This is a genomic window from Candidatus Allofournierella merdavium, assembly GCF_944382735.1.
Lineage (GTDB): Bacteria > Bacillota > Clostridia > Oscillospirales > Ruminococcaceae > Allofournierella_A > Allofournierella_A merdavium.
In genome coordinates this window covers 138,437-164,608 of record NZ_CALWND010000008.1, presented here as the reverse complement: position 1 = coordinate 164,608, position 26,172 = coordinate 138,437, and the positions used below count along the sequence as shown (strand labels likewise).

Here is a 26,172-nt window from a genome sequence, read left to right as displayed (position 1 = left end):
AAACGACCTCCTTACCGGCCCAGCAGCACCGCGGCATAAAGGCGCAGGCTGCCAAGCTGCTTTTCAGGCAGCTGTTTCAGGATGTATTTTGCCCAGAAGGGCGGGAAGAGATACCCCTCCGCCAGGTCCACACAGCGGACAAAGCTCATGGTCGCGCTCACGTTGCCCCGCACGGTGAACCGGTGCTGGGCATAGGCCGCGGCCACCCCCATCTGCCCGGTAAAAACATAAAAGGCGTCCCGGACGCTTTTGAAGCGGATGAGGATGTCCGGCGCGGCGCCGGCTTTCAGCCGGGCGAGGCGTTTGCCCCGCCGGGCCATGTACAGCGCCGGCCCGCCGGGGATCTCCAGCCCCAGCACCCGCTCTTCGGGCCAGGGGGCGATCTCGGCGGCGACGCGGCTGTCCCGCACCGAGAGGGCGTTTAAGGCGCGGAACAAGAAAAAGAGCACCACCCGGCACACCGCGCGCCGGCCGCCGGCGGCCAGCCGATACCGGAATTTGACACCCATGGACACGACCTCCTTTGCTTCCAAGAGATAAAATCGTTCAGCGGCCGGTCAGCCGATGCGCAAGCATCCGCAGCCGGGTATAGCCGTTCTTTTTGTCCAGCGCAAGGTCCGCCGCGAGCTCCCACTTCCAGCGGGCATTGTCGAAATAGAGCACGTCCCCCTCGACGGCGGTGAGCCTTTGGGGCAGGTCGGCGGCCGCGGCCAGGGGCGGCAGCGGCTGGCGATAGCGCAGCGTGCCGTCCGCCTCCAGCGCCGCCCAGACGCCGAACACAAAACAGGCGCCCTCGCCGTAGCAGTAGCGCTCGAAGCGCGCTTTTCCGTCGCAGTAAAAGAGCATGCAGTCCCGGTATTTGTTGAGGTATTCCTTTTCATACCGCCTGCCGCAGCCCCTTCCCGCCAGCTGTTTTGCGTCCACATCGACCACCCGCTTTCCGCAAAAAGTCTCAAGTTTGCCTTCAGTATACCATGGCCCCGCGAAGGGTGTAAAGCGGGTGGCGGAAGTTAAGTTTTTCACGGGGAGAAAGGGGGAAAACGGCCGCATTTTGTGTGGACGGGCCGGGGGAACTGTGATACAATCAGAGGGTGAGAAAAACGTTTCGCCGCCGGCGCGGCGAAAAAAGGGGGCTGAAGAGACGGATGCTGGAAGCGCTGAAGAAGGCTGTCTGGGAGGCAAATATGGAACTGCCCCGGCGCGGGCTGGTGACCTACACCTGGGGCAATGTGTCCGGCATCGACCGGGAGAAGGGGCTGGTGGTCATCAAGCCCTCCGGCGTGGCCTATGAGGAGCTGACCCCCGACAAGCTGGTGGTGGTCGCCCTGGACGGGCGGCGGGTGGAAGGAGAGCTGAATCCCTCCAGCGACACCAGGACCCATCTGGAGTTATACAAGGCGTTTGCCGCCCTGGGGGGCATCGTGCACACCCACAGCCCCTTCGCGGTGGCCTGGGCCCAGGCGGGGGAGGACATCCCCTGCTACGGCACCACCCACGCCGATTACTTTTACGGCCCGGTGCCCTGCGCCCGCGGGCTGACCAAAGAGGAGCTGGACGAGGACTACGAGAGGAACACCGGCAGGGTCATCGTGGAGACCTTCCGCGGCCGGCACATCGACCCGGTCCATGTGCCGGGCGTCATCTGCCGCAGCCACGGGCCCTTTGCCTGGGGCAAATCTGCTGCCGAGGCGGTGTATCACGCGGCGGTGCTGGAGGAGGTGGCCAAAATGGCCCTCTACACCCGGCAGGTGAAGCCGGACGCCTCGCCTGCCCCCGGGTATCTTGTGGAAAAGCATTTTTTGCGCAAACATGGACCGAACGCCTATTACGGCCAAAATATTTAGGGAGGTAGAGGAAATGAAGTTCTTTATCGACACGGCCAATGTGGAGGAGATCCGCAAGGCCAACGACATGGGCGTCATCGCGGGCGTCACCACCAACCCCAGCCTCATCGCCAAGGAGGGACGGGACTACGCCGAGACGCTGGCCGAGATCGCGTCCATCGTGGACGGGCCCATCTCCGGCGAGGTGAAGGCCACTACCACCGACGCGGCGGGCATGATCGCCGAGGGCCGGGCCATCTACGCCCTGGACCCCAAACACATGGTGGTGAAGATCCCCATGACCGCCGAGGGCCTGAAGGCCATCAAGGTGCTTAGTGCCGAGGGCATCCCCACCAACTGCACCCTGATCTTCTCCGCCAACCAGGCGCTGCTGGCGGCGCGGGCGGGGGCTGCCTATGTGTCCCCCTTCCTGGGGCGCCTCGATGACATCAGCCAGCCGGGCATCGACCTGATCCAGACCATCAGCGCCATCTTCAACAATTACCCCGATCTGCACTGCGAGATCATCGCCGCCAGCGTGCGCAATCCCATCCATGTGACCGACTGCGCCCTGGCGGGGGCGGACATCGCCACCGTGCCCTACAAGGTCATCGACCAGATGACCAAACACCCGCTCACCGACGCGGGCATCGAGAAATTCAAGGCGGACTATGTAAAGGTGTTTGGTGAATGATATGACGAAACAGGAACAATTGGAACTGAAAAAGATCGCCTGCAAGGTGCGCATGGGGGTGCTCACCTCCACCCACGGGGCGAAGGCGGGCCACCCCGGCGGCAGTCTCTCCGCCGCTGACGTGCTGACCTATCTGTATTTCAAGGAGATGCGGGTGGACCCGGCGGACCCCCACTGGGAGGGCCGGGACCGGTTCGTGCTCTCCAAGGGGCACGCGGCGCCGGGGCTCTACTCGGTGCTGGCCCAGAAGGGGTTTTTCCCGGTGGAGGACCTGCCCACCCTGCGCCACATCGACAGCTACCTGCAGGGCCATCCCAACATGAACACGGTGCCGGGGGTGGATATGTCCACCGGCAGCCTGGGGCAGGGCGTCTCGGCGGCCTGCGGCATGGCGCTGGGAGCGAAGTACAAAAAACAGGATGTGCGGGTGTACACCCTGTTGGGCGACGGCGAGCTGCAGGAGGGCGAAGTGTGGGAGGCGGCCATGTTCGCCGCCCACTACAAGCTGGACGACCTCTGCCTGCTGGCCGATCTGAACGGTCTGCAGATCGACGGCGCGGTGGCCGACGTGATGAGCCCCGCTCCGGTGGACGAGAAGTTCAAGGCCTTCGGCTTCTTTGTGCAGGCGATCGACGGGCATGACTTTGAGGCCCTGGAAGCGGCGTTCGCCGCCGCGAAGGCGGAAAAAGGGCGGCCCAGCGCCATCCTGCTCAAGACCACCAAGGGCAAGGGCGTGAGCTTTATGGAGAACAACGTGGGCTGGCACGGCAAGGCCCCCAACGACGCGGAGTATGAGCAGGGCATGGCGGAACTGACCGCGGCGCTGAAAGAACTGGAGGGGGAGACGGTATGAGCGAAGTAAAGATGATCGCCACCCGCGACAGCTACGGCGCGGCGCTGGTGGAACTGGGCAAGGAGCATGACGACCTGGTGGTGCTGGACGCGGACCTGGCGGCCGCCACCAAGACCGGCGTGTTCAAAAAGGCGTTCCCGGAGCGCCATTTCGACTGCGGCATCGCCGAACAGAACATGATCGGCGTGGCGGCGGGGCTGTCCACCATGGGGCTGGTGCCCTTTGCCTCCAGCTTTGCCATGTTCGCCGCGGGGCGCGCCTTTGAGCAGGTGCGCAACTCGGTGGGCTACCCCCACCTGAACGTGAAGATCGGCGCCACCCACGGGGGCATCTCGGTGGGCGAGGACGGCGCTTCCCATCAGTGCTGCGAGGATTTCGCGCTGATGCGCTCCATCCCCGGCATGGTGGTGCTCTGCCCGGCGGACGACGTGGAGGCCAAGGCGGCGGTGCGGGCGGCCTATGCGTACAAGGGCCCCGTCTACCTGCGCTTCGGGCGGCTGGCGGTGCCGGTGTTCCACGACGAGGCGACCTATACGTTCGAGATCGGCAAGGGCGAGGTGCTGCGCCAGGGCAGCGACGTGGCCATCCTGGCCACCGGCCTGATGACCGCCGAGGCCCTGGCCGCCGCCGAGCAGCTGGCCGCCGAGGGGGTGAACGCCCGGGTGATCAACCTGTGCACCATCAAGCCCCTGGACACCGAGCTGGTGCTGAAGGCCGCGGCCGAGTGCGGCAAGCTGGTCACCTGCGAGGAGCACAGCGTCATCGGCGGCCTGGGCGAGGCGGTGTGCGCCGCCATCGCCGAGGCGGGCGTGGCCTGCAAGGTCAAGCGGGTGGGCGTGAACGACGAGTTCGGCCACTCCGGTCCCGCCAAGGCGCTGCTGGCCCAGTTCGGGCTGGACGCCGCCGGCATCGCCAAGGCCTGCCGCGAACTGTAAACAAGGGAAAAGGAGAGACGAGCGTGTCCATTGAGCGGGTGAAGGAATATTTCAAGTCGGTGGGCCTGGAGGACCGTGTGCGGGAATTTGACGTCTCCAGCGCCACGGTGGAACTGGCCGCCCTGGCGCTGGGCTGCGAGGGCAAACGCATCGCCAAGACCCTCTCCTTCATGGGTCCGGCGGGGCCGCTGCTGGTGGTGGCCGCGGGCGACGCCCGCGTGGACAACCACAAGTTCAAGGCGCAGTTCGGCCTCAAGGCCAAGATGCTCACGCCGGAACAGGCGGTGGAACTGGTGGGTCACGCGGTGGGGGGCGTTTGCCCCTTCGCGGTGAACGAGGGCGTGGAGGTGTGGCTGGACGAGTCGCTCAGGCGCTTTGAGACGGTGTTTCCCGCCTGCGGCAGTGCCAACAGCGCCATCGAACTGACCATTCCGGAACTGGAACGGTACGCCGCCCCCAAGGGCTGGGTGGACGTGTGCAAGGGCTGGAACGACCCGGCCTGAACCCCGTGAAACGAACAAAAAAGGCCGCCCCCGCGCGTTTGCGCGGGGGCGGCCTTTTTGAAGCAGGGGTCAGAAGGTAAAGCGCCAGCGGATCGCGTCCCGCCGAGTTTCACCCGGGCGCAGGATGACGTCCTGGCCGAAGGCGGGCTGGTTCACCGCGTCGGGGAAGGTCTGGGGCTCCAGGCAGAAGCCGCTGCGGCGGGGATGCCCCTGCATCCCGTTGCCCGAGTAGAACTGCACGCCGGGCAGCGTGGTGTCGATGGACATGGCCACACCGGTGGCGGGGCTCATCACCTGGGCCAGGGGGCGCAGCCCGTCGGGGCCGGCGGCCTCGTCCAGCGCGAAGTTGTGGTCGTAACCGCCGGCCAGGGCCAGCTGGGGGCAATCCTGCCCGATGCGCTCGCCGATGGGATGAAAATCGGTGAAGTCGAAGGGGGTGCCCTCCACCTTTGCCAGTTCGCCGGTGGGGATGAGGTCTTCGTCCACCGGGGTGTAGCGGTGGGCAAAAATGCGCAGCCGGTGGGCCAGCATGGCATCGGGGCCGGCGTCCCTGCCCGCCAGGTTCCAGTAGGCGTGGCAGGTGAAGGCGGCGGGGGTGGGCTTGTCCGCCGCGGCCTCCCACTCCAGGGAGAAGCCGTCTTCCAGCAGCGTCCAGCGCACCGTCAGGTCCAGCTTGCCGGGGTAGCCCTGGTCGCCGTCGGGGCTGGTGAGCGCCAGTTCCAGCAGGTCGTCCTCCGCCCGCGCCAAACGGAACATCCGCTTGTCAAAGCCGTCCACCCCGCCGTGCAGATGGTTCGCCCCATCGTTGCAGGCCAACTGGTATTCCTTGCCGTCCAGGGTGAAGCGCCCCCCCGCGATGCGGTTGGCCACCCGGCCCACAAAGGCACCCAGATAGTCCGGGCAGGTGAGGACGGCGGCGGGTTCGTCGTAGTGCAGCAGCACCTCCACCGGCTTGCCGCCGGGGCCTTGCAGCGCCACCCGCTGCAGGGTGGCGCCCCGGTCCAGCACCGAGAAGGAGACGCGTGCGTTCGCCAGCGTGTACCGGTGAACGGGAGTTCCGTCCGGCAGGGTGAAAAACAACTCTTTCGTCATAGACATGGGTACAGACCTCCCTTTCGCTCAGCCGTCTTCGGCCAGATGGACGCCGCCCACCGGGCGGATGGACACCACATGGCACATCCCCTCGCCCAGCAGCGCCTCCATGCCGGCCTTGAACTGGCCCACAAAATCCAGCGGGACGTAGGCCTGGATGGTGCCGGCAAAGCCGCCGCCGTGCACCCGGCAGACGCCCCGCCCTTCCAGCAGGGTGCCGGCCAGCGCCAGCGCCAGCGCCACCGGCTGCTCCTCGGCGGGCTTGGAGCGGCAGAACACATTCTGCAAAAGGGTAAAGCTGGACACGCCGCTCTCGTTCACCAGCTGCAAAAAGCGGTCAAACTCGCCGTTCTCCAGCGCGTTGGCCTGCAAGGCGGCCCGCTCGTCGTCGGCGTAGAAGTGGAAGGCCCGCAGCAGCGCCCGGTCGCCCAGCGATCTGCGCAGGGCGGGCAGGTTTTGGAAAAAGGTCTCTTTGGGCACGTCCCGCAGCACCTGGCCGCCGCAGGCGGCGGCCACCGCCTTCATCTCGGCGGGGATGGCGGCGTACTCGTCGGTGAGGTCCGCGTGGTCGGCGCCGGTGTCCACGATACACAGCGCGTACCCCTGGCCCGCCAGGTCCAGGGTGAGGGGCCGCACCAGCGGCGCGGCGGGGTCGGCAAAGTCCATGGCCACCACGCCGCCCACCGAACTGGCCATCTGGTCCAGCAGGCCCGAGGGCTTGTCAAAAAAGACGTTCTCGGCGTACTGGCCGATCTGGGCGATGGTCACCGGGCTCTCGGCGCTGCCGGCAAACAGGTGGTTCGCAATGTTGCCGATGAGAACCTCAAAGGCCGCCGAACTGGAGAGGCCGCTGCCCTTCAGCACCGCTGAGGTAGTATATGCGTCGAAACCCCGCAGCGGCCAGCCCTTCTTGGCGAAGGCGGCGCACACGCCCCGGATCAGCGAGGCGGAATGGCCCGTCTCCTCCGGCACCGGCTCCAGGCGGGCCAGGTCCACCACGTCCATCTCAAACCCTTCGCTGAGCACCCGCACCGTGTCGGTGCCGTTGGGTGCGGCCAGGGCGATCACGTCCAGGTCCACGCTGGCGGCCAGCACCCGGCCGTGCTGGTGGTCGGTGTGGTTGCCGCCCAACTCGGTGCGCCCGGGCGCGGAGTAAAAGGCGTAGTCCCGCTTTTCGTCGCCGAAGGCGGCGGTGTAGCCCTCCACCAGGCGGGCGTAACGGGCGCGGCAGTCGGCGGCGGAGCGCCCCGCGCAGCCGTAAAGGCTGGCAAAGGCGGCGTCCCACCGGCCGGCGGAAAGGTCTGCTTTGAGCTGCTGTGCGTTTCTCATTCGTTCATACCCCTTTCACGGGCGGTTTTAACTGGATTATACCATGAAAGGCACGCCGCGTACAGGGCCGGAAACGGTTCTTGTAAAGAAAAGCCGGGCCTTGTATAATAAAGAAAACAAGAATGAGATAGGAGGCACCGCCATGGAGCGACCCGGCGTCGTATGGCAGGACCGCAAGCGCATCGCCTTCGGCCTGCCCTGGACCTTTACCAAGTACATCCTCACAAAGGAAAAGCTGCTCATCCAGACCGGCATCCTGAACACAAAAGAGGAGGAGGTGCGCCTCTACCGCATCATGGATATGACCCTCCGACGCTCGCTGTTCCAGCGGCTGTTCGGCCTGGGCACCATCCATTGCTGCTCGGCGGACAAATCCACCCCCGAGTTCGACATCAAGTGGGTGCCTCGTTCCGCCGAGGTGAAGGAAACGCTGTCCGGCCTGGTGGAGGCCGAGCGGATGGCCAAGCGGGTGAGCGGCCGGGAGTTCATGACCGACGAGGACGACGGCGAGGATCTGCTGTGAACCGCGCTTTACACCCGGCGGGCTTTGTGCTACAATAAAATGTGATAAGTCCGCGCCAGGAAGGCGCGGCGACAACGATCATAAACCATGAGAGAATGCCACGAAGGCAGTTCGCCCCGCCAGCGGGCGGGCACGGGCCGGGGGACGCATCCCCTTGTCCGGGCCCGCGGCAAGGCGCAGGGCGGTGCTTTCGCGGCTTTTTTTGATAGGTGAGGTGCGGAGGATGGAACTGAACGAATTTTTGTGGGGCAAAAGCGCCGCGCTGGCTTTTTCCGGCGGGACGGACTCGGCCCTGCTGCTGGCGGCGGCGGTGAAGGCGGGCTGCCGGGTGCAGCCCTATTTTGTGGACAGCGCCTTTCAGCCGCGCTTTGAGCGGCGGGACGCCGAGCGTCTGGCCAGCCAGCTGGGGGTGGAATTGCGGGTGATCGAGGCCCGGCCGCTGGAGGAGGAGCCGGTGCGGGCCAACGGGCCGCTGCGCTGCTACTATTGTAAGAAGATGATCTTCACGGCGCTCGTCAAGGCCGCCGCGGCGGACGGCTTTGCTGAAGTGTGGGACGGCACCAACGCCAGCGACGACGCAGCCGACCGGCCCGGGATGCGGGCGCTGGCGGAACTGAAGGTGACAAGCCCCCTGCGGCTGTGCGGGCTGACCAAGGCGGACGTGCGGCGCATGAGCGGCGAGCTGGGCCTGTTCACCGCCCAAAAGCCCGCCTATGCCTGCCTTGCCACACGGGTGCCCACCGGCACGCCGCTGGACGCCGACACCCTCGGCCGGGTGGAACAGGCGGAGGGCGCGCTGATGGCCATGGGCTTTTCCGATCTGCGGGTGCGGGTGCTGGGGCGGCTGGGCCGTTTGCAGTTGCCCGCCGGCCAGCTGGAGGAGGCGGCGCGCCGCCACAAAGAGATCACCGGGACGCTGGCGCCCTGGTTTGACGGGGTGCTGCTGGACCTTGCGCCCCGGAAGGAGGAGTGAGGGATGGAACAGCAGGAGATGCTGGAGCTGCTGGAGCAGGTGAAGGCGGGGACCACCAGCCCCAAAGAGGCCCTGCTCCGGATGAAGATGCAGCCCTTCGAGGACCTGGGCTATGCCAAGGTGGATCACCACCGGGGCCTGCGCCAGGGCGCTCAGGAAGTGGTTTACGGCGCGGGCAAGACCCCGGAGCAGATCGCGGGCATCCTGCGGGCCATGGCCGGGCGGGGGTCGAAGAACATCATCGTCACCCGCATGAGCGCCGAGGCGGCGGAAACGGTGAAGGGGGAGGGCATCCCGCTGGACTACGACCCTCTCTCCCGATTCGGTCTGGCCGACCCGGCCCCCATCGACGACCCAAAGGGCCTCATCGCCGTGGTGAGCGGCGGCACCAGCGACATGGCTGTGTGTGAGGAGGCCGCCCGCACCGCCCTGGCCATGGGCAACCGGGTGGAACGGGTGTACGATGTGGGGGTGGCCGGGCTGCACCGGCTGCTGGCAAGGCTGGACGTGCTGATGCAGGCCAAGGTGGTGGTGGCCGTGGCGGGCATGGAAGGGGCGCTTGCCAGCGTGGTGGGCGGCCTTGTGGACTGCCCGGTGATCGCCGTGCCCACCAGTGTGGGCTACGGGGCCAACTTCGGCGGCCTGTCCGCCCTGCTCTCGATGCTCAACTCCTGCGCCAGCGGGGTGAGCGTGGTGAACATCGACAACGGCTTTGGCGCGGGCTACCTTGCCAGCATGATCAACCATATGGCGAAGGAGGACTGACGGCATGAAAACGCTGTATCTGGAGTGCAACATGGGCGCGGCGGGGGATATGCTCACCGCCGCGTTGCTGGACCTGCTGCCGGAGGAACGGCAGCGGGAATTTTTGCGGGTGATGAACGCCATCCCCGGCGTGCAGGTGAGTGCCGAGCCCGCCGCGCGGTGCGGTGTGCGGGGCCTGCACATGACCGTGCTGGCCCACGGCACAGAGGAGCACAGCCACGATGTGCCCTGCGCCGGGCCGGACGGGGCTCATGCGCACGCGCATGACCACGGGCATGAGGATGCCCATGCGGGCCATCATGACCACGGGCAGGACCACGCGCATGACCACGACCACGAGCATGAGCACGACCACGAGCATGACCATGAGCACGGCCATGATCACAGCCACCCCCACGGCCATCGCCATGCCAGCCTGGCGGATATCCGCGCCATCGTGGAGGGGCTGCCGGTGCCGCAGCCGGTGAAGGAGAAGACCATGGAGGTGTACGGCCTCATCGCCCAGGCGGAGGCCCACGCCCACGGGCAGCCGGTGGAACTGGTGCACTTTCACGAGGTGGGGGCGCTGGACGCGGTGGCGGACGTGACGGCGGTGTGCCTGCTGCTGGACTGGCTGGCGCCCGACCGCATCGCGGCCAGCCCGGTGAACCTGGGCGGCGGCCAGGTGCGGTGTGCCCACGGGGTGCTGCCGGTGCCCGCCCCCGCCACCGCCTGGCTGGTACAGGGCATCCCCTGCTACGGCGGCAGCGTGCAGGCGGAGCTGTGCACCCCCACCGGGGCGGCGCTGCTGCGCACCTTTGCCTCCTCCTTCGGGCCGATGCCCGCCATGACGGTGGAGAAGGTGGGTGTGGGCGCCGGCAACAAGGAGTTTGCCTGCGCCAACGTGGTGCGGGCCTTCTGGGGTGAGAGCGGGGACGGCAAAAGCGCCGATACCATCTGCGAACTTGCCTGCAACCTGGACGACATGACCGGCGAGGCCATCGGTTACGCCGCCGGCATGCTGCTGGCCGCCGGCGCGCTGGACGTGTACACCGAGGCCATCCAGATGAAGAAGAACCGCCCGGCGGTGAAGCTGTGCTGCCTGTGCCGCCCCGCCGACGCGGACCGCCTGTGCGATCTGATGCTCGCCCACACCTCCAGCTGGGGGGTGCGCCGCTGTGAGATGGCGCGCACGGTGCAGCACCGGGAGTGCCGCCGGGTGGACACCCCCTACGGCCCGGTGGAGGTGAAGTTTTCACCGGCTTCGCCCGGCAAGGCCAAGGCGGAATTTGACCAGGCGGCGGCCGCCGCGGCGGCCGCCGGCGTGCCCCTGGAAACGGTGCTGGAGGCGGCCAGACGCGCTTTTGAAAAACGGTGAGAGACGGCGTTTTTTAAAGCATTTGCAAGGAAATTTTAAAATAAATCGAAAAAATGCCGGAATATAACGCCCCAGTGGGATATATTCCGGCATTTTTCAAAAGAATTTGCGCAAACCTATTGACATAGGGGGGTATGCCTGTATAATAACAATCGTGTGTTGCATCTGAAGGCGGGAGTGTGCCCGCCAGACACATTGGCGTTGTATGTATCGCTGTAGCTGCCGTGGCAAGGAGGCTCTAACGGATTGTAAGGCCCACAGGCAGTGTAACAAACCTTTTGCGGGGCGATATAATTGGCGCTGACCCGCCGGCTTTGGCCCCGGGAAATTCCGCAAAGGGGGATGCATGAAAAATGAATGAGATCGTATCGCTGAAAAACATTGTTGTCGACTTTGACGGTGAGCCGGTGCTGACCGGCCTGTCGCTGGACATCCACGACAAGGAGTTTGTGACCTTCCTGGGGCCCTCGGGCTGCGGCAAGACCACCACGCTCCGGGTCATCGGTGGATTTGTGCAGCCGAAGTCGGGCAATGTTTTTTTTAATGGCAAGGACATCACCGCCCTGCCGCCCTACAAGCGGCAGGTGAACACGGTGTTCCAGAAGTATGCCCTGTTCCCGCACCTGAACGTGTTCGAGAACGTGGCCTTCGGCCTGCGGCTGCAGAAGCTGCCGGAAAAGGAGATCCGCACCCGGGTGCTGGAGATGCTGGAAGTGGTGGGCCTCAAGGGCTTTGAGCGCCGCCACACCGACCGGCTCTCCGGCGGCCAGCAGCAGCGGGTGGCCATTGCCCGGGGCCTGGTGAATCACCCGAAGGTGCTCTTGCTGGACGAGCCGCTGGGCGCGCTGGACCTGAAGCTGCGCAAGGAGATGCAGCTGGAACTGAAACGGCTGCAGCAGGCCATGGACATCACCTTTATCTACGTCACCCACGATCAGGAGGAAGCCCTGACCATGAGCGACACCGTGGTGGTGATGAACGACGGCGACATCCAGCAGATCGGCAGCCCCGAAGACATTTATAACGAGCCGAAGAACGCCTTCGTGGCGGACTTCATCGGCGAGAGCAACATTCTGGACGGCATCATGCTCAAGGACTTCCGGGTGGAGTTCGCCGGCAGCGAGTTCACCTGCGTGGACAAGGGCTTTGAGCGCAACCAGCCGGTGCAGGTGGTGGTGCGCCCCGAGGACATCCAGGTGGTGCCCGCCATCCAGGGCCAGCTCACCGGCATCGTGAAGGAGGTCATCTTCAAGGGGGTGCACTTCGAGATGCATGTGGAGCAGGCCGGCTACGAGTGGATCATCCACTCCACCCAGGCCAGCGCCCCCGGGGAGCTGATCGGCATGCGCATCGGGCCGGATGAAATTCACATCATGGCCCGCATGGAGGAATGAGCCATGCTGAAAAATAAGAGCCTCGCCTTTCCGTATCTCGTTTGGATGACCGTGTTCATCGCCGTGCCGCTTTTGATCGTGGTGTACTTTGCCTTCACCACCAAAAGCGGCGCTTTCACGCTGGAAAATATCACCGCCCTGGGCGACTACTCCACCGTGTTCGTGCGCAGCCTGCTGCTGGCCGCCATTGCCACGGTGGTATGCCTGGTGCTGGCCTTCCCGGTGGGCTACTGGCTCAGCCGGCTGCCCGTTTCCAGCCAGCGGATGATGCAGATGCTGGTGATCCTGCCCATGTGGATGAACTTTTTGCTGCGCACCTACGCCTGGATGAGCCTGCTCGAAAACAACGGCCTCATCAACCGCTTCCTGGGCCTGTTCGGCATCGGCCCCTTTGAGATGATCAACACCCAGGGGGCTGTGGTGTTGGGCATGGTGTACAACTACCTGCCCTACATGATCCTGCCGCTCTACACCGCCATGGTGAAGATCGATTCCAGCATCATCGAGGCGGCGCAGGACCTGGGCGCCGACATCTTCCGGGTGCTGGGCCGGGTGCTCATCCCCCTGGCCATGCCCGGCATCGCCACCGGCATCACCATGGTGTTTGTGCCCAGCGTGTCCACCTTCATCATCAGCCGCATGCTGGGCGGCGGCGACACCATGCTGGTGGGCGATCTGATCGAGCTGCAGTTTTTGGGCAACAGCTACAACTACAACCTGGGCAGCGCCATGAGCCTGGTGCTGATGGTCATCGTGCTTTTGTGCATGAGCCTGACCAACACCAGCGGCAACAAAGACGGTGTGGAGGGGGTCATGTGATGAAACAGTCTCATCTTCGCGCATTGCAGCGGGTGTATCTGGTGCTGCTGTTCTCCTTCATGTATGTGCCCATCGCCGTGATGGCGGTGTTCAGCTTCAACGAGAGCAAAAGCCGCACCATCTTTACCGGATTCACCTTTAAATGGTATAAGAGCCTGTTCCAGAACGAGATGATCCTGGACGCGCTGGCCTTGAGCCTGGTGGTGGCCTTTGTGGCCGCGGTGGTGGCCACCGTGGTGGGCACCGCCGCCGCCATCGGCATCAACGCCATGGGCAAACGCAGTCAGGCGGTGGTGAACAACGTCAGCTACATGCCGGTGGTCAACCCCGAGATCATCACCGGTGTCTCGCTGATGCTGCTCTTCGTGGTGGCCAAGGACGGCATCGCCTGGGCCAACGAGACCCTGGGCTGGAGCCTGCCGGAAAATATCTTCGGCCTGCCCACCCTGCTCATTGCCCACATCTCCTTCTGCCTGCCCTATGTGATCTTCAACGTATCGCCCAAACTCCGCCAGCTGGATGTGCGGGTGTACGAGGCGGCGCTGGACCTGGGCTGCAATCCCCGGCAGGCCTTCTTCAAGGTGGTGCTGCCGGAACTGGCCCCGGCCATCCTCTCCGCCTTCCTGATCTGCCTGACCTACTCCATCGATGACTTTTTGATCTCCTACTTCACCAGCGGCACCACCCAGACGCTGCCCATCGTGATCTACAGCATGACCCGCAAGAAGGTCAGCCCGGAGATCAACGCCCTTTCCACGGTGATGTTCCTGGTGATCCTGGCCATCATCCTTTTCTACAATTATCTGGACGGACGCCGGGAGCGGCGCAAGTCCTGATAATACACAATGCCCGAGGGGCGGCCGGGGTGGCCGCGGGGCAAATCATAAGCGGCAAAACGCCGCGAACGGAGGAAATCAATGAAAAAACTGTTCTGCACCCTGCTCGCTGTACTGCTGTGCGCGGGCGCTATGGCCATGCCCGCCGCCGCGGCGGACGAGGAGATGATCGTGGTCAACGACGACATCTCGGTGAGCGCCGACTACGACTGGACCCGGCTTGCCGACCAGGGCATCACCCTGAACGTCTACAACTGGGGCCTGTACATCTCCGACGGCAGCGATGACAGCGTGGACATCCTGTCCGCCTTCACCGACCTGACCGGCATCGAGGTGAACTACACCACCTACGACACCAACGAGAGCCTGTACGCCAAGCTGAAGAGCGGCGGCGCGGACTACGACGTGATCATCCCCAGCGACTACATGATCGGCAAGATGATCAACGAGGGTATGCTGGAGAAACTGGACTTCGACAACATTCCCAACATGGCCAAGATCGGCGCCCAGTACAAGGGCCAGGCCTACGACCCGAACGATGAGTACAGCGTGCCCTACACCTGGGGCGTGGTGGGCCTTGTGTACAACAAGACCATGGTGGAGGAGACCCCCACCAGCTGGGACGCCATGTGGGACGAGCGGTATGAAAATTCCATCCTGATGTTCAACAACAGCCGCGACGCCTTCGCCATCGCCGCCAAGCGCCTGGGCATGAGCATGAACCCCACCACCGTGGAGGAGGTGGAGACCATCGCCGAGGAACTGAAGGCCCAGAAGAGCCTGGTGCAGGCCTATGTGATGGACGAGATCTTTGACAAGATGGAGGGCGGCGAGGCCGCGCTGGCTCCCTACTACGCCGGCGACGCCCTGGTGATGATGGACGAGAACCCCGACCTGGGCTTCGTGATCCCCGAGGAGGGCACCAACTACTTTGTGGACGCCATGTGCATCCCCGCCGGCAGCAAGAACAAGGAAGCCGCGGAGATGTTCATCAACTACATGTGCGAGACCAGCGTGGGCGTGGCCAACTGCGACTACATCGGCTACTCCACCCCCATCACCGAGGTGTGGGAGCAGCTGGACGACGACCTGAAGTACAGCGAGGTGGCCTATCCCAGCGCGGAAGTGCTGGCCAACACCGAGGTGTTCACCGTGCTGCCCGACGAGATCAACGCCGCCATGGACAAGGCCTGGAGCGACATGAAGAGCTACAGCGAGGGCGGCAACGGCTGGGTGATCCCCCTGGTGCTGGTGCTGGCGGTGGCCGTGGTCGTGGTGCTGTTCTGGACCCGCAGCCGTAAGAAGCAGCGCGAGGATTACTAAACCCTTTTTTGAAACAGAAGAGGATCGCCCCCGCGGCCGTTGGCCGCGGGGGCGATTTTGCGTGCTGAGGGAGAGCGTGTGTACCGGGCCGCGGGGAACGATGGGGCGGGGAAGGCCCGCGGGCTTCGGGGCGCGCGGCACGCCGCGGCGGGGTTGGCGGGCAGCTGGGCAAGGGCCCGGCCGGTCAGCGCCCGCCCTGTTTCAGCTGCTCCAGATAGGCCGCCAGCTCGTCGATGTCCTCTTTGGTGAGGTCACGGGTCTCGGCCATGGCGGCGATGAGGTTTTTGGCGCTGCCGCCGAACATCCGCTCCAGCGCCGAGCGGCTCTCCACCGGCAGGTAGTCCTCCCGGGCCAGGGCGGCGGTGTAGAGGTACCCCTTGCCCTGCTTTTCCCGGGTGACGTACCCTTTGGCCTCCAGCCGGCCCAGCAGGGCCAGCAGGGTGGTGCTGGCCCAGCGGCGGCGGGCAAGCCTCTGTTCCAGTTCGGCCCGGGTCAGGGGACCGGAGGCGGCCCACAGCTCTTTCATGATGTCCAGTTCCGCGTCGGGCAGACGCTTGATCTCGTTTTCGCTCATTGGTCGTTCACCTCCTGTGATGTGCTGTCTGCCGGGGTGCGCTTGATCCACTGCCAGCTTTCACCGTAGTCCCGAGTGTAGAATACTACGCGGTCATAGCTGTCATCTCCCCAGGCGGTGAAGGCCGCAAAGCCGGGCTGGGCGTCGGCGAAGATATCCGGCTCGTATTCCGGCCCGCCCAGGCCCAGGGCGCTGCACACATGACGGTTTTTCCAGGGAGCGCCGGGCAGGGTGGAGGCCACCTCGTCAAGGTTCAGCAGCTGCCAGGTCTGGCCGCCGTCCACCGTGCGCAGCAGGTTGAACTGGCTGTTTGTGCCGTAATCGCCACCATGGGCGCACAAAAAGCCCACCTTTCCGTTCAGGAACAGGAAGGGCCGGGAGGCGTAGAAGGAAAGCCCTTCGCCGGTGCCGCCCACAAAATCACTGCAATCGCCGCTGTACATCTCCTTCCATGTTTGGCCTCCGTCGGTGGTGCGCAGCAGCACAAAGCCGGGAGCGTAGGTGGTGTGGGGGTCATGGGCGGGGCCATAGTTCCAGCCGCCGTAATAGGCAAGGAAACCAATGTTGGGGTTTACAAACTGGTAGGCGCCGGGCATCACCCGGGCGCTACCGTTCCCCACGCCGTCCGCTTTCAGCGAAGCCCAGTCGTTTTCCTTTGCCATCTCCTCCAGCCAGGCGGAGCAGTCCAGGGTGGTGGAGGTCCAGGTTTCGCCGCCGTCAGAGGTGTTCCACAGGGTCAGACGTTTTTGCGCCTCGCCCTCAAGACCGTACTGTACCACCCCGGCGTACTGCAGGTCGGGGGAGGCAAAGCCAAAGGGGGTGACGGGCGGGAATTCTTCCCCCTCGGGCAGCGGCAGCGGGCCCGCGTCGTTGTAATATCCCACCGGCCAGATCTCCTCGTCGGAGGCGTAGTCCGGCGCGGGGCTGGCGGCAGGTTCGGAGGCAGGGGTGGGGGCCGGCGGTTCACTGCCGCTCTCGGCGGGCGCGGCATTGCAGGCTACCAGCGCCCCCGCCAGGGCGGCTGCCAGGCAGAATACCGCCAGCGCCGCCGCGCCCCGCCGCTTGGGGCTCAGGTCCCACAGGCGGGCAAAGCGGGCCTTTACGTCCTTTTTGGTCAGGGAAAAGCAGGTGGTCAGCGCCGGGGCGCGGCCCCGGTTCACCGCGCGCAGCAGCGCGTCGCAGTAGGCTGCCCGGTGCTGCGTTCCGAGCGCGGCCAGGGCCGCCTCGTCGCAGGCGGTCTCCATGTCCCGCCCGGCCCGCTTGGCCAGCAGCCAGACGGCGGGATTGTACCAGTGGAGCGCCAGCACCAGGCTGAACAGCGCCTTGCGGGCCAGATCCCGCCGTGCCAGGTGGGCCAGTTCGTGGGCCAGCAGGCAGACCCCGTCCGGGCCGGGCTGTGTGCCCTCCGGCACCAGCAGCACCGGACGGAAGAAGCCCGCCGCCATCGCGCCGGTCACGTCGGGGCTGGCCAGCAGCCGGGGCCGCCCTGCCAGCGGCTGCCGGGAGAGGGACACGTCCAGCGCGGCCTGCCAGTCCCCGCCGGCGGGCAGCGCGCGGCGCAGCGTGCGCCGCCGCCAGATAAAGTAGCCGAGCCACTGCCGGCCCGCCACCCCCAGCGCCCCGGCCAGCCAGGCAAGGGCCAACCCGTCCAGCGGGGCCAGGGCCGCCGGCAGGGTGAAGGCGGAAACCACGGGTGTCTCCTCCCCGCCGGACACGGCGGGCGTTTGGAGCCTTCCGCCGGCGTCAGCGGAAGGGCCCGGTTGCCCGCTGCTCTGGCCGGGCTGGGCGTTTGGACTGGTGGAGAGCGCCGCCTGACCGCCCTGCGCGGCTTGGCCGGAGGAAGGGACGGCCTGGCCGCCCTCATCCCCCGCGGAAGGGGCGGTCCGCTCCGTTCCGGGCGCGGTGTCCGCCCCGATGGCGGGCGTTTCATCGCGGGAGCCGACGGAGACCAGCAGCGCCGGCGGGGGCGTCAGTGTGACAGGGGCCGGAGCGGCCGCGGGCAAAAGCATCCGCAGGGGCAGCGCCAGCAGCGCCGCCAGCGCCAGCCAGGCCCGGCAGAACCAGCGGGCGCTGTACCGCTTTTGTAAAAGGGGCGCGGCGGCGAGCAGCGCCAGCGCCGCCAGCCCCAGTACGAGCCCCTGGGCGAAATAGAGCAAAAAGAGGGTGCGCACAGGATCACCTCCAAATGTTTGACAGATGTAGAAGGAATATCTATATTCTACATGTGTCAAATGTCGCTGTCAACCCCGTTTGTGGATTTTCGAAAACTGTGGTATAATACCCACCAAACCGTTGTATTCCGCCGCCCGCTTTGCGGGCGGCTTTGGCTTGAAAAGGAGGCGCGGCCCCATGGACCGGAAGGAATTTTACACCGAACAGTTTCGGGTGACCGACTGCGACTGCGACATGAACCGGCGGCTCACCGCCGGCGCATTTTTGCGCATGGCCCAGCAGATCTCCACCGACCAGTGTGTGCGGTTGGGGATGGACGATGCCTTTTACCGGGAAAACCACGCGGTGTTCCTGCTGGCAAAACTGGCGCTGCAGGTGGAGCGGACGCCGCAAAACGGCGAGGTGCTCACCCTCACCACCATGCCGGAGCAGCCCCGGCGGGCGGTGTACAAGCGCGTGACCGAGGCGCGGGACGAAAAGGGCGAGCGGGTGGCCCTGCTGGACAGCCGCTGGGTGCTGGTGGACACCGATACCCGCCACATCCTGCGCCGGGCCCCTGCCGCGTTCGACGCCTTCCCCTTTGCGGAACAGGTGCCGTTTGCCCTGGATGTGTCCATCCGCAAGCCGGAGCAGGAGTGCCCCGCCGGTTCCGTGCAGGCCACCTACAGCCGGTGCGATTCCAACGGCCACATGAACAACACCCGCTATGCCGACGCGGCCGCCGACGCGCTGCCGCTGGAGGTGCTGCAAGGGGGCGAGGTGAAGGGCCTTGTCATCGCCTACCACAACGAATTGCCCGCCGGCCAGTGCGCGCGGCTGACCCGCGGCCAAAACGAGGATGGCAGCTGGTATGTGTCCGGCCAGCGGGAGGACGGCCGGCCCTGCTTTGAGGCGACGTTCACGGTAAAGTGAGCCCGCGGCGGGCAGCCGGCGGCCCAAACCGGCCGCCGGAGAGGGGGATGTGCCCGGGGTTTGTAATTTTTTGAAATTTTTTCAAAAAAATCCCCCGAAAGGGTTGACAAAAGATTTCAAAAAAGTTACAATAAAGTTGCAAGAAAGCAACAGCCTTTTTCATGTGTTGCGGAGCGTTCGCCGTTTTTTCCTCCTCCTGCCGGGCCTGCCGGTCCGGTTTTCAAAAACGGGTGCAACGGGCGTTCCGAAAGTCCTGTGACAAAATCCCCGCCGTCCCTCCGGCGGGGATTTTGTTATCGCCGGGGAGCGTAGTCGTACTTCTGGAGCCGCTTTTGACGTTATGCCCAGATTGCGCAAAAAGCCCGCACAAAGTTTGTGGCAGCCGCATTTTGCAATTTGTGTGCGAATGTGGTACACTTTTTTAAATCCACCCAGAAAACGGAAAATGAAAATTGTGTGACGATAAAGGAGATGCGTTATGGCCTACTATTTCGATCAGCCCAGCCGAACCTTTGGGGAATATCTGCTGGTGCCGGGGTATTCCTCTTCCGCCTGCGTGCCCGAAGCGGTGAGCCTCAAGACCCCGCTGGTGAAGTACCGCAAGGGGCAGGAGGCGTGCCCCATGACCATGAACATTCCCATGATCAGCGCCATCATGCAGTCGGTCTCCGGGCCGGATCTGGCCATCGCCCTGGCAAAACAGGGCGGCGTGTCCTTCATCTACGGCTCCCAGAGCATCGAGAGTGAGGCGGAGATGATCCGCAAGGTGAAAAGTTACAAAAAGGGCTTCGTCACCAGCGACTCCAACCTGAAGCCCTCCGCCACCCTGGCGGATGTGCTGGCCTTGAAGGAAAAGACCGGCCACTCCACCGTGGCTGTGACCGAGGACGGCACCGCCAACGGCAGGCTGCTGGGCATCGTGGCCAGCCGTGATTACCGCGTCAGCCGCATGGATCCCAGCGAGAAGGTGGCCAACTTCATGACCCCGCTGGACAAGCTGGTCATCGCGCCGGACACCACCACCCTGAAAGAGGCCAACGATATCATCTGGGACAACAAGATCAACTCCCTGCCGCTGGTGGACGAGGCCGGCTGCCTGAAGTACATGGTCTTCCGCAAGGACTACGACAGCCACAAGGAGAACGTGAACGAACTGCTGGACGCCGGCAAGAGCTATGTGGTGGGCGCGGGCATCAACACCCGCGACTACGCCGAGCGGGTGCCCGCCCTGGTGGACGCCGGTGTGGACGTGCTGTGCATCGACTCCTCCGAGGGCTTTACCGAGTGGCAGAGCCGCACCATCGCCTGGATCCGCGAGCGTTACGGCGACAAGGTCAAGGTGGGCGCGGGCAACGTGGTGGACAAGGACGGCTTCCGCTTTTTGGCCGAGGCCGGCGCCGACTTTGTGAAGATCGGCATCGGCGGCGGTTCCATCTGCATTACCCGCGAGACCAAGGGCATCGGCCGCGGCCAGGCCACCGCCGTGATCGAGGTGGCCCAGGCCCGGGACGAGTACTACAAGGAGACCGGCATCTATGTGCCCATCTGCTCCGACGGCGGCATCGTCCACGATTATCACATCACCCTGGCGCTGGCCATGGGCGCGGACTTCGTGATGCTGGGCCGGTACTTCGCCCGCTTCGACGAGAGCCCCACCAACAAGGTGCGCATCAACGGCCAGTACATGAAGGAGTATTGGGGCGAGGGTTCCAACCGCGCCCGCAACTGGCAGCGCTACGATCTGGGCGGCGCGGCCAAGCTGAGTTTTGAGGAGGGCGTGGACAGCTATGTGCCCTACGCCGGCAGGCTGGCCGACGGTGTGACCAACACCCTGTACAAGGTGCGCAGCACCATGTGCAACTGCGGCGCGTTGAGCATTGAGGAACTGCAGCAGAAGGCCCGTCTCACCGTGGTGTCCTCCACCAGCATTGTGGAGGGCGGCAGCCACGATGTTGTGCTGAAAAACAACACCAACGCCTGAACCGTTCTACAGGAAGGGCCCCGGCCGCTTGGCCGGGGCCCTTCTTTCATAGGCAAAGCGCCCGCGCGCTCTCATTTCGAGAAGCGCGCGGGCGCTTTTTTATTTGTGTTGGGGCCAGATGCGGTAAGCGGGGATCATCAGGGCCAGGCTCAGCGCCGCGCCGGCCAGCACATCCCACACCGAATGCTGCTGGATCACCAGCGTGCCCACGCACACCAGCAGGCAGAACACCAGAAGAGACGCCCGCACCATCCGCCGCCCGGCGAACAGCCGGCTGCGCAGCGCCACGATGGCGATGCCCACCGTGCTGGACACATGGATGGAGGGGCAGACGTTGGTGGGGGTGTCGATGCGGCGCAGCAGCGCCACCGCAAGGCAAAGGAGATTGTCCCGGGGAATGGGGTGGCGCAGCTCCAGGCCGGTGGGCAGCAGGTAGTACAGCGCGAGGCAGATGGTCATGCCCACATACATGATAAAGCACAGCCGCAGATAGTCTGCCTTATCCCTGCACAGATAGAAAAGCAGCATCCCGGGCACCAGCAGATACCAGCAGACATAGGGCACGATGCCCCACTCGCAGAAGGGGATGAGATCGTCCAGCCGGCAGTGTATGATGAACCGCGGTTCCGTCACCCGTTCCAGTGTGAAAAAGCTGATCAGGTATACCACAAAGTAGGCCACCGAGATCCAGATCTCCGGCCGCTGGCGCACAAAGGCGGCAAGGCCGCCTTTTGTCTTGTTCATTGGTCTTCCTCCGTTTGGGCGCCGGGGGCAAAACGCAGCCCCTTCACGCGCAGGTAATAGGTCAGCGCACGGCGCACCGCGGCCTCCGGAAGCTGGAAATATTCCGCCAACTGCCAGGGTTCGGTGTATCCCGCGGACACGGCATCCCGCAGGGTCTCAAAGGGCAGGTACCGCTGGATGGCCCAGCGGTCCGCCTTGTATTCGTGTCGGCTGACCAGGTCGTAAGGGCTGCTCACCCGATGGGTGCAGCCGGTGGCGCAGTGGCCCAGTTCATGAGCCAGCGCGGCCTTGAATTCCTGCAGACTGCCCAGGCAGTCAAAATCCACAAAGATGCCGTAGCAGCCCGCCACCTCGATGGTGGCGGCCCCGGCAAAACCAATCTCGTAGGGATAAATACGCGCGTTCAGGCTCTGCGCGTCGCGATAGAGAACGGATAGATCCATGCTTGATTCCACCCTCCGTGGAAATGAGAGTTCACCGGCCCTCCTTTTCCTGCTGCTGGCGGAAAAAACGGGCCATCTCCAACAATTTCTGCTTGTTCTCCTCGGTGAGGGTCTGGGTCTCATTATACAACGCATAAGTGAAATCGTCCATCCCCATCGAGTCCGAAGCGGGCGTCTCCACCTCCAGCAGGCGATCCACGCTCACACCGAAATAGGCCGCCACCCGGGTGAGAGTCTCCCCGGAAGGCGCGGCGCCTGTCTTCTTCCATTTGGTCACGGTGGCGTTGCTCAGGCCGATCTCGGCGGCGGCACGGCTCAGGCTGATGCCGCGCTGCGTACACAGGGCTTTGTAGACGTCATAGAACACAAAGATCACACCCTTCATTTGTGCAATCTGCCGAAATCTAAAAATAGTTAGAAAATGTCTTGACATTCTAACTTAAGTGAGATATTATGAGGACGAAGCCTAACCGAAGTTAGTAAATCGGCAGAGGAAACAACAGCTTTATAGTACCGCAAATGCTAACCAAAGTCAACACATAACAAAGGAAGGGGGGAGAAAGGCGCTGTCACCGATATCGTATCACAACACGAGCCCGATAAACAGGACTGCAAACCCAAAAGAGACGCCCTGGGCGGTCTGCCCGGTGTGCCGGCGCCCGCTGGGGCCCTTTGACCGGACGGTCTGGGAATGGCGGGCCTGGAAACGGGGCCGCTGCGCGGGCTGTGAAAACTGCGCGCAAGGCCTGCCGGGCGAGGTGCTGTTTTACGAGGTGTGGGAGACGCCGGAGTTGTGGATCTGAAAGGATTGATCCGGGCGGTGCAGGGGCTTTTCCGCCGCCGCGCCGTCCCGAAGCACCAGCCGCCGGCAGACCCCTGCCGCGGCTGCCGCTGGCGGCGGGCGGGGGAGAGCTGTGTGCTGCCCAGCTGTTTCAGGCAAAAGGAGGAGAGGGAATGGACGAGAGCAAAAGACGCACGGTGAGGCGCCGGGGCAAACAGGAGGAGCACACCGCCCGCTCCATCTGCCGGGCGCTGCTGGCCCGCAAGCTGCCCGCCGACGCGGCGGACTTCGGGGTGCTGCAGACGGTGGCGGACGGGCTGGAGCGGGAACAGGGCGGCCAGCCGGACCTGTACCAGCTGATGATGCTGGTGCAGCTGCAGAAGGCGATGGATGGCGACACCCGGGCCGCCACCTTCGTGCGGGACTGCGCGGGGGACAAGCCGGAGGCCGGGGAACCGGGGGCGGGGGGGCTCTCGGACGGGGACCGGGCGCTGCTGCGAAAACTGATGCGCCGGCTGGAGCAGGCGGATGCCGCGCAGGAAGACTGACGGCGCGGCCCAGCTGGCGGCGCTGCGGGCGGCGGAGGCGGAGTATTGCCGCGAGCACCCGGTGTATTTTGTGGAGAACTACTGCCACATCGAGGACAAGGACGCCCCCGACCTGATCGCCCCCTTCACCCTTTGGCCGGGGCAGAAAAAGGCGCTGAAGGCCTTTGCGAGCCACCGGCTGTGCGTGGTGCTGAAGGCGAGGCAGCTGGGCTTCACCTGGCTGGCGCTGGCGGAGGCCGCGCGCCTGCTGGTGCTCTGGCCGGGGCGCACGGTGGTGGGGCTCTCCCGCTCGGAGGAGGAGGCAAAGGAGCTGGTGCGCCGGCTGGGGGTGATGCTGCGGTATATGCCGGAGTTCGCCCAGCCCGCCGCCGCGGCGCCCCCCGGCTGGCGGGGGGCGGTGTTTGAGATCACCGCCCTGCGCGTGACCCTGCGCTTTCCCGATGGGCCGCCGGGGGTGTTCCAGGCGTTCCCCTCGGGGCCCAGCGTGGGGCGCAGCTTCACGGCGGACCTGATCGTCATCGACGAGTGGGCCTTTCAGCAGTTCGCACGGGAGATATGGGCCTCGGCCTTCCCGGTGGTGAACCGCCCGGAGGGCGGACGGGTGATCGGCCTGTCCACCATCAAGCGGGGCACCCTGTTCGAGGAGATCTTCACCGGGCGGGGCAACGGCTTTCACAAGCTGTTCCTGCCCTGGTCGGCGGACCCCCGGCGGAACAAGGCCTGGTATCGCCGCACCCTGGCGGTGCTGGGGCGGGACCGCACCCTGCAGGAGTACCCCGCCAGCGTGGAGGAGGCGCTGACGGTGCCGGGGGGCGCGTTCTTCCCGGAGGTGAGCGAGGCCACACACCGGGCGGGGCCGCTGCCCGAAAAGGCGCGCCGGTATGTGGCCCTGGACTACGGACTGGATATGCTCAGCGCCCACTGGATCGCGGTGGACGAGGGGGGCAGGGCGGTGGTCTACCGGGAGTTCGACGCGCCGGATCTGACCATCGGCCAGGCGGCCCGGGAGGTGCTGCAGCGCTGCAAGGACGAGGAGATCGAACTGGTGCTGGCCCCGCCGGACCTGTGGAACCGCAGCCAGGAGAGCGGCCGCAGCCGGGCCCAGCTGTTCAGCGAGGCGGGCCTTGCCCTCACCCGCAGCAGCCGGGATTTTGCCGCCGGGTGCGCGGCCATGAAGGAGTGGCTGGCCCCGGGAGCGAGCGGCGTGCCCGCCATGACCCTGGGAGAGGTGCCCCGGCTGTGGGAGTGCCTTGCCCGCATCCAGAAGGACGAGCACAACCCCAACGTCTACGCCAAGACCCCCCACGACCTGACCCATGACGTAGACAGTTTGCGCTATTTCTGCGTGTGGTGGAAGGATCCCGCGCCCGCCGCGGAGCAAACACCCCGGGCGGTGTGGGAACCGGACCTCTTTGAGGACTACGAGAACGCCGACGAGGAGGGCAAGGCCTATCTTCTGCGGCGCTACGGCGACCCGTGGAAGTGAGAAGGCGCACGGAAAGGAGGTGATGCGTATGCGCTGCCCGCAGTGCGGCATCGAAATGGCGGTGCAAAGCCGCACCGCCGGCCCCGACGGGGTGCTGCTGCGGCTGGTCTGCCGCAACCGCCGCTGCCCCGCCGCCGGCCGGGTGATGGCGGAAAAACAGACGGCCAATGAACAGCGAAAGGAGGTGAAATGAATGAAGCTGGAGATCAACAACAGGGGCGGCCAGATGGTGAAGGCGCCCAAGGTCTGCCCCGGCAAGAAGCCGGTGAAGGCCAAGGGGGATGACCTGCGCGCCGGCGCCGCCGTCCGCAAGGGCAAACAGTGAAAACAGGGCGCAAGGGAAAGGAGGAGTGCCCATGGAGAGCGAAGAGCGCGCCGCGCCGGCGGAGGACCTGGCCGTCGGGGAGACCGGGGCCGGGGAGAGCCCACGGCAGACGTACATGGAGGAAGCCGGCCCGCAGGCCGGGCAGGAGAACAGCCCGGACATGGAACCGGCGCCGGAGTCCGGCATGCCGGCGCTGGCGGAGTATGCTCTGGAGCAGCAGCTGGCGAGGGGCCGGCGGCTGCTGGAGGCGCAGATGCAGATCATTCAGTCGGTGGACCCGGCGGTGAAGAGCCTGGCGGACCTGCGGGCCCAGCCGGAGTTCAGCCGGTTCGACCGGCTGGTGAAGAGCGGCATGGCCATCAGCGACGCCTACAAGCTGGCCTGCTTTGACCGACTGAGCCGCCAGCAGGCCGCCGCGGCCCGGCAGGCGGCCATCAATGACGCCCGGGCCAAGGAACACCTGGCCCCGGTGGGCGGCGGCCAGGCGGCGGAGGACGGCCTCACCGATGAGATCATCCGCAACTACCGCCAGTACAACCCCCGGTGGACCCGCGCCCAGATCGCGGCCTTCCACCGCAGCTACAAACAAGGAGTGTGAAAGTATGTTTGCGATCTACAAACGGGCCGTGGCCGATGTGGAACCCTTTGAGTATCTGCCCGGCGCGGAGGAACTGACCCCGGGCAGCGCGGCCAAGGTGGCCTCCGGGGTGCTGGCAAAGTGCGCCGCCGCGGACAAGCCGGCCTACATCATCGCCGGCGCCAAGCGGGAGGACGGCAATTACCCGGTCATCCGGGTGCTGCCCACCACCATCTTTGAGGCCCAGGCCTCCGGCGCGGTGGCCGCGGAGAAGCTGGGGACCACCCTGCAGCTGAACGACACCGCCGACGGCGTGACCACCACCGAGGGCGGCCCCTTCACCGTGACCTGGGCCGACGGCGGCACCCTGGTGCGGGGCTACTTTGAACCGGCAGCCGCCTCTGTGTAAG

30 protein-coding genes are annotated in these 26,172 nt (G+C 65.2%); 21 read left to right on the top strand and 9 right to left on the bottom strand.

Annotated features, from left to right (window positions below; all coding sequences use genetic code 11):
* Positions 1 to 11: 11 nt before the first annotated feature.
* Positions 12 to 509, bottom strand: coding sequence for a hypothetical protein (locus ACH2A7_RS08630; RefSeq protein ID WP_394961394.1), 498 nt, complete (start codon positions 507 to 509; stop codon positions 12 to 14).
* Positions 510 to 546: 37 nt separating this feature from the next.
* Positions 547 to 924 (bottom strand): hypothetical protein, encoded by a 378-nt coding sequence (locus ACH2A7_RS08625; protein WP_394961393.1) that lies wholly within the window; start codon positions 922 to 924, stop codon positions 547 to 549.
* A gap of 221 nt (positions 925 to 1,145) precedes the next feature.
* On the opposite strand from ACH2A7_RS08625, the gene ACH2A7_RS08620 reads away from it, so the two are divergent.
* The 5 genes from ACH2A7_RS08620 to ACH2A7_RS08600 are packed head-to-tail and all read left to right on the top strand — an operon-like array spanning position 1,146 to position 4,808.
* A complete protein-coding gene (locus ACH2A7_RS08620; protein ID WP_394961392.1) occupies positions 1,146 to 1,844 on the top strand; it encodes an L-ribulose-5-phosphate 4-epimerase in 699 nt (232 codons plus the stop codon).
* A 13-nt stretch (positions 1,845 to 1,857) separates the two neighbouring features.
* On the top strand, positions 1,858 to 2,517 hold the full coding sequence (gene fsa / locus ACH2A7_RS08615) for a fructose-6-phosphate aldolase (protein ID WP_394961391.1): 660 nt from the start codon (positions 1,858 to 1,860) through the stop codon (positions 2,515 to 2,517).
* Between the two features lies 1 nt (position 2,518).
* Positions 2,519 to 3,370: a transketolase gene (locus tag ACH2A7_RS08610; RefSeq protein ID WP_394961389.1), complete on the top strand. Its 852-nt coding sequence runs from the start codon at positions 2,519 to 2,521 to the stop codon at positions 3,368 to 3,370.
* Positions 3,367 to 4,305, top strand: a complete 939-nt coding sequence (locus ACH2A7_RS08605; RefSeq protein ID WP_394961388.1) for a transketolase family protein — start codon at positions 3,367 to 3,369, stop codon at positions 4,303 to 4,305. The genes ACH2A7_RS08610 and ACH2A7_RS08605 overlap by 4 nt, the downstream gene beginning before the upstream one ends.
* Positions 4,306 to 4,328: 23 nt before the next feature.
* The gene (locus tag ACH2A7_RS08600; protein ID WP_394961387.1) at positions 4,329 to 4,808 is read left to right on the top strand and encodes a YbaK/EbsC family protein; all 480 of its coding nucleotides are present in this window, start codon (positions 4,329 to 4,331) and stop codon (positions 4,806 to 4,808) included.
* 69 nt (positions 4,809 to 4,877) lie between these two features.
* On the opposite strand, the gene ACH2A7_RS08595 is transcribed toward ACH2A7_RS08600, so the two are convergent.
* Positions 4,878 to 5,906, bottom strand: a complete 1,029-nt coding sequence (locus ACH2A7_RS08595) for an aldose epimerase family protein (protein ID WP_394961386.1) — start codon at positions 5,904 to 5,906, stop codon at positions 4,878 to 4,880.
* A 21-nt stretch (positions 5,907 to 5,927) separates the two neighbouring features.
* Positions 5,928 to 7,229: a galactokinase gene (locus ACH2A7_RS08590; protein WP_394961385.1), complete on the bottom strand. Its 1,302-nt coding sequence runs from the start codon at positions 7,227 to 7,229 to the stop codon at positions 5,928 to 5,930.
* A gap of 142 nt (positions 7,230 to 7,371) precedes the next feature.
* On the opposite strand from ACH2A7_RS08590, the gene ACH2A7_RS08585 reads away from it, so the two are divergent.
* The 8 genes from ACH2A7_RS08585 to ACH2A7_RS08550 all read left to right on the top strand — a co-directional run bounded on the left by ACH2A7_RS08585 (position 7,372) and on the right by ACH2A7_RS08550 (position 15,219).
* Entirely contained in the window at positions 7,372 to 7,752 is a 381-nt protein-coding gene (locus tag ACH2A7_RS08585) for a PH domain-containing protein (RefSeq protein ID WP_394961384.1), read from the top strand.
* A 223-nt stretch (positions 7,753 to 7,975) separates the two neighbouring features.
* On the top strand, positions 7,976 to 8,725 hold the full coding sequence (locus ACH2A7_RS08580; protein WP_394961383.1) for a TIGR00268 family protein: 750 nt from the start codon (positions 7,976 to 7,978) through the stop codon (positions 8,723 to 8,725).
* A gap of 3 nt (positions 8,726 to 8,728) precedes the next feature.
* Positions 8,729 to 9,490, top strand: a complete 762-nt coding sequence (larB, locus tag ACH2A7_RS08575) for a nickel pincer cofactor biosynthesis protein LarB (protein WP_394961382.1) — start codon at positions 8,729 to 8,731, stop codon at positions 9,488 to 9,490.
* Positions 9,491 to 9,494: 4 nt separating this feature from the next.
* The gene (larC, locus tag ACH2A7_RS08570) at positions 9,495 to 10,847 is read left to right on the top strand and encodes a nickel pincer cofactor biosynthesis protein LarC (RefSeq protein WP_394961381.1); all 1,353 of its coding nucleotides are present in this window, start codon (positions 9,495 to 9,497) and stop codon (positions 10,845 to 10,847) included.
* A gap of 353 nt (positions 10,848 to 11,200) precedes the next feature.
* Positions 11,201 to 12,241, top strand: coding sequence for a spermidine/putrescine ABC transporter ATP-binding protein (gene potA, locus ACH2A7_RS08565; protein WP_394961380.1), 1,041 nt, complete (start codon positions 11,201 to 11,203; stop codon positions 12,239 to 12,241).
* Between the two features lie 3 nt (positions 12,242 to 12,244).
* A complete protein-coding gene (locus ACH2A7_RS08560; RefSeq protein WP_394961379.1) occupies positions 12,245 to 13,060 on the top strand; it encodes an ABC transporter permease in 816 nt (271 codons plus the stop codon).
* The gene (locus ACH2A7_RS08555) at positions 13,060 to 13,896 is read left to right on the top strand and encodes an ABC transporter permease (RefSeq protein WP_394961378.1); all 837 of its coding nucleotides are present in this window, start codon (positions 13,060 to 13,062) and stop codon (positions 13,894 to 13,896) included. The genes ACH2A7_RS08560 and ACH2A7_RS08555 overlap by 1 nt, the downstream gene beginning before the upstream one ends.
* An 81-nt stretch (positions 13,897 to 13,977) precedes the next feature.
* Positions 13,978 to 15,219 carry a PotD/PotF family extracellular solute-binding protein gene (locus ACH2A7_RS08550; protein WP_394961377.1) on the top strand — a complete coding sequence of 414 codons (1,242 nt, stop codon included), beginning with the start codon at positions 13,978 to 13,980 and terminating at the stop codon, positions 15,217 to 15,219.
* A gap of 184 nt (positions 15,220 to 15,403) precedes the next feature.
* On the opposite strand, the gene ACH2A7_RS08545 is transcribed toward ACH2A7_RS08550, so the two are convergent.
* Together ACH2A7_RS08545 and ACH2A7_RS08540 are read right to left on the bottom strand one after the other, a co-directional pair.
* The gene (locus ACH2A7_RS08545; protein ID WP_394961376.1) at positions 15,404 to 15,793 is read right to left on the bottom strand and encodes a BlaI/MecI/CopY family transcriptional regulator; all 390 of its coding nucleotides are present in this window, start codon (positions 15,791 to 15,793) and stop codon (positions 15,404 to 15,406) included.
* Positions 15,790 to 17,964 carry a M56 family metallopeptidase gene (locus ACH2A7_RS08540; protein WP_394961375.1) on the bottom strand — a complete coding sequence of 725 codons (2,175 nt, stop codon included), beginning with the start codon at positions 17,962 to 17,964 and terminating at the stop codon, positions 15,790 to 15,792. The genes ACH2A7_RS08545 and ACH2A7_RS08540 overlap by 4 nt, the downstream gene beginning before the upstream one ends.
* Before the next feature lie 178 nt (positions 17,965 to 18,142).
* Between ACH2A7_RS08540 and ACH2A7_RS08535 the strand changes: the two genes are divergently transcribed.
* Positions 18,143 to 18,877 (top strand): acyl-[acyl-carrier-protein] thioesterase, encoded by a 735-nt coding sequence (locus tag ACH2A7_RS08535; RefSeq protein ID WP_394961374.1) that lies wholly within the window; start codon positions 18,143 to 18,145, stop codon positions 18,875 to 18,877.
* 478 nt (positions 18,878 to 19,355) lie between these two features.
* A complete protein-coding gene (locus ACH2A7_RS08530; RefSeq protein ID WP_394961372.1) occupies positions 19,356 to 20,858 on the top strand; it encodes an IMP dehydrogenase in 1,503 nt (500 codons plus the stop codon).
* A 99-nt stretch (positions 20,859 to 20,957) separates the two neighbouring features.
* Here the strand turns inward: ACH2A7_RS08530 and ACH2A7_RS08525 are convergent, their stop codons facing one another.
* Genes ACH2A7_RS08525 through ACH2A7_RS08515 form a run of 3 tightly spaced genes read right to left on the bottom strand, consistent with a single transcriptional unit; the run spans position 20,958 to position 22,430 of the window.
* On the bottom strand, positions 20,958 to 21,602 hold the full coding sequence (locus ACH2A7_RS08525; protein ID WP_394961371.1) for a phosphatase PAP2 family protein: 645 nt from the start codon (positions 21,600 to 21,602) through the stop codon (positions 20,958 to 20,960).
* Positions 21,599 to 22,045 carry an ImmA/IrrE family metallo-endopeptidase gene (locus ACH2A7_RS08520; RefSeq protein ID WP_394961370.1) on the bottom strand — a complete coding sequence of 149 codons (447 nt, stop codon included), beginning with the start codon at positions 22,043 to 22,045 and terminating at the stop codon, positions 21,599 to 21,601. Before ACH2A7_RS08520 ends, ACH2A7_RS08525 begins: the two co-directional genes overlap by 4 nt.
* A 31-nt stretch (positions 22,046 to 22,076) precedes the next feature.
* Complete coding sequence (locus tag ACH2A7_RS08515) at positions 22,077 to 22,430, bottom strand: helix-turn-helix domain-containing protein (RefSeq protein WP_394961368.1); 354 nt, start codon at positions 22,428 to 22,430, stop codon at positions 22,077 to 22,079.
* Between the two features lie 569 nt (positions 22,431 to 22,999).
* Here ACH2A7_RS08515 and ACH2A7_RS08510 point away from each other — a divergent pair.
* Genes ACH2A7_RS08510 through ACH2A7_RS08485 form a run of 6 tightly spaced genes read left to right on the top strand, consistent with a single transcriptional unit; the run spans position 23,000 to position 26,171 of the window.
* Complete coding sequence (locus ACH2A7_RS08510) at positions 23,000 to 23,374, top strand: hypothetical protein (RefSeq protein WP_394961367.1); 375 nt, start codon at positions 23,000 to 23,002, stop codon at positions 23,372 to 23,374.
* On the top strand, positions 23,355 to 24,860 hold the full coding sequence (locus ACH2A7_RS08505) for a hypothetical protein (protein WP_394961366.1): 1,506 nt from the start codon (positions 23,355 to 23,357) through the stop codon (positions 24,858 to 24,860). Before ACH2A7_RS08510 ends, ACH2A7_RS08505 begins: the two co-directional genes overlap by 20 nt.
* A gap of 28 nt (positions 24,861 to 24,888) precedes the next feature.
* Positions 24,889 to 25,053 (top strand): hypothetical protein, encoded by a 165-nt coding sequence (locus ACH2A7_RS08500; RefSeq protein WP_394961365.1) that lies wholly within the window; start codon positions 24,889 to 24,891, stop codon positions 25,051 to 25,053.
* A complete protein-coding gene (locus ACH2A7_RS08495) occupies positions 25,054 to 25,185 on the top strand; it encodes a hypothetical protein (protein WP_394961363.1) in 132 nt (43 codons plus the stop codon).
* 31 nt (positions 25,186 to 25,216) lie between these two features.
* Positions 25,217 to 25,783 (top strand): hypothetical protein, encoded by a 567-nt coding sequence (locus ACH2A7_RS08490; RefSeq protein WP_394961361.1) that lies wholly within the window; start codon positions 25,217 to 25,219, stop codon positions 25,781 to 25,783.
* Between the two features lie 4 nt (positions 25,784 to 25,787).
* Positions 25,788 to 26,171: a hypothetical protein gene (locus ACH2A7_RS08485; RefSeq protein ID WP_394961359.1), complete on the top strand. Its 384-nt coding sequence runs from the start codon at positions 25,788 to 25,790 to the stop codon at positions 26,169 to 26,171.
* Position 26,172 lies beyond the last annotated feature (1 nt).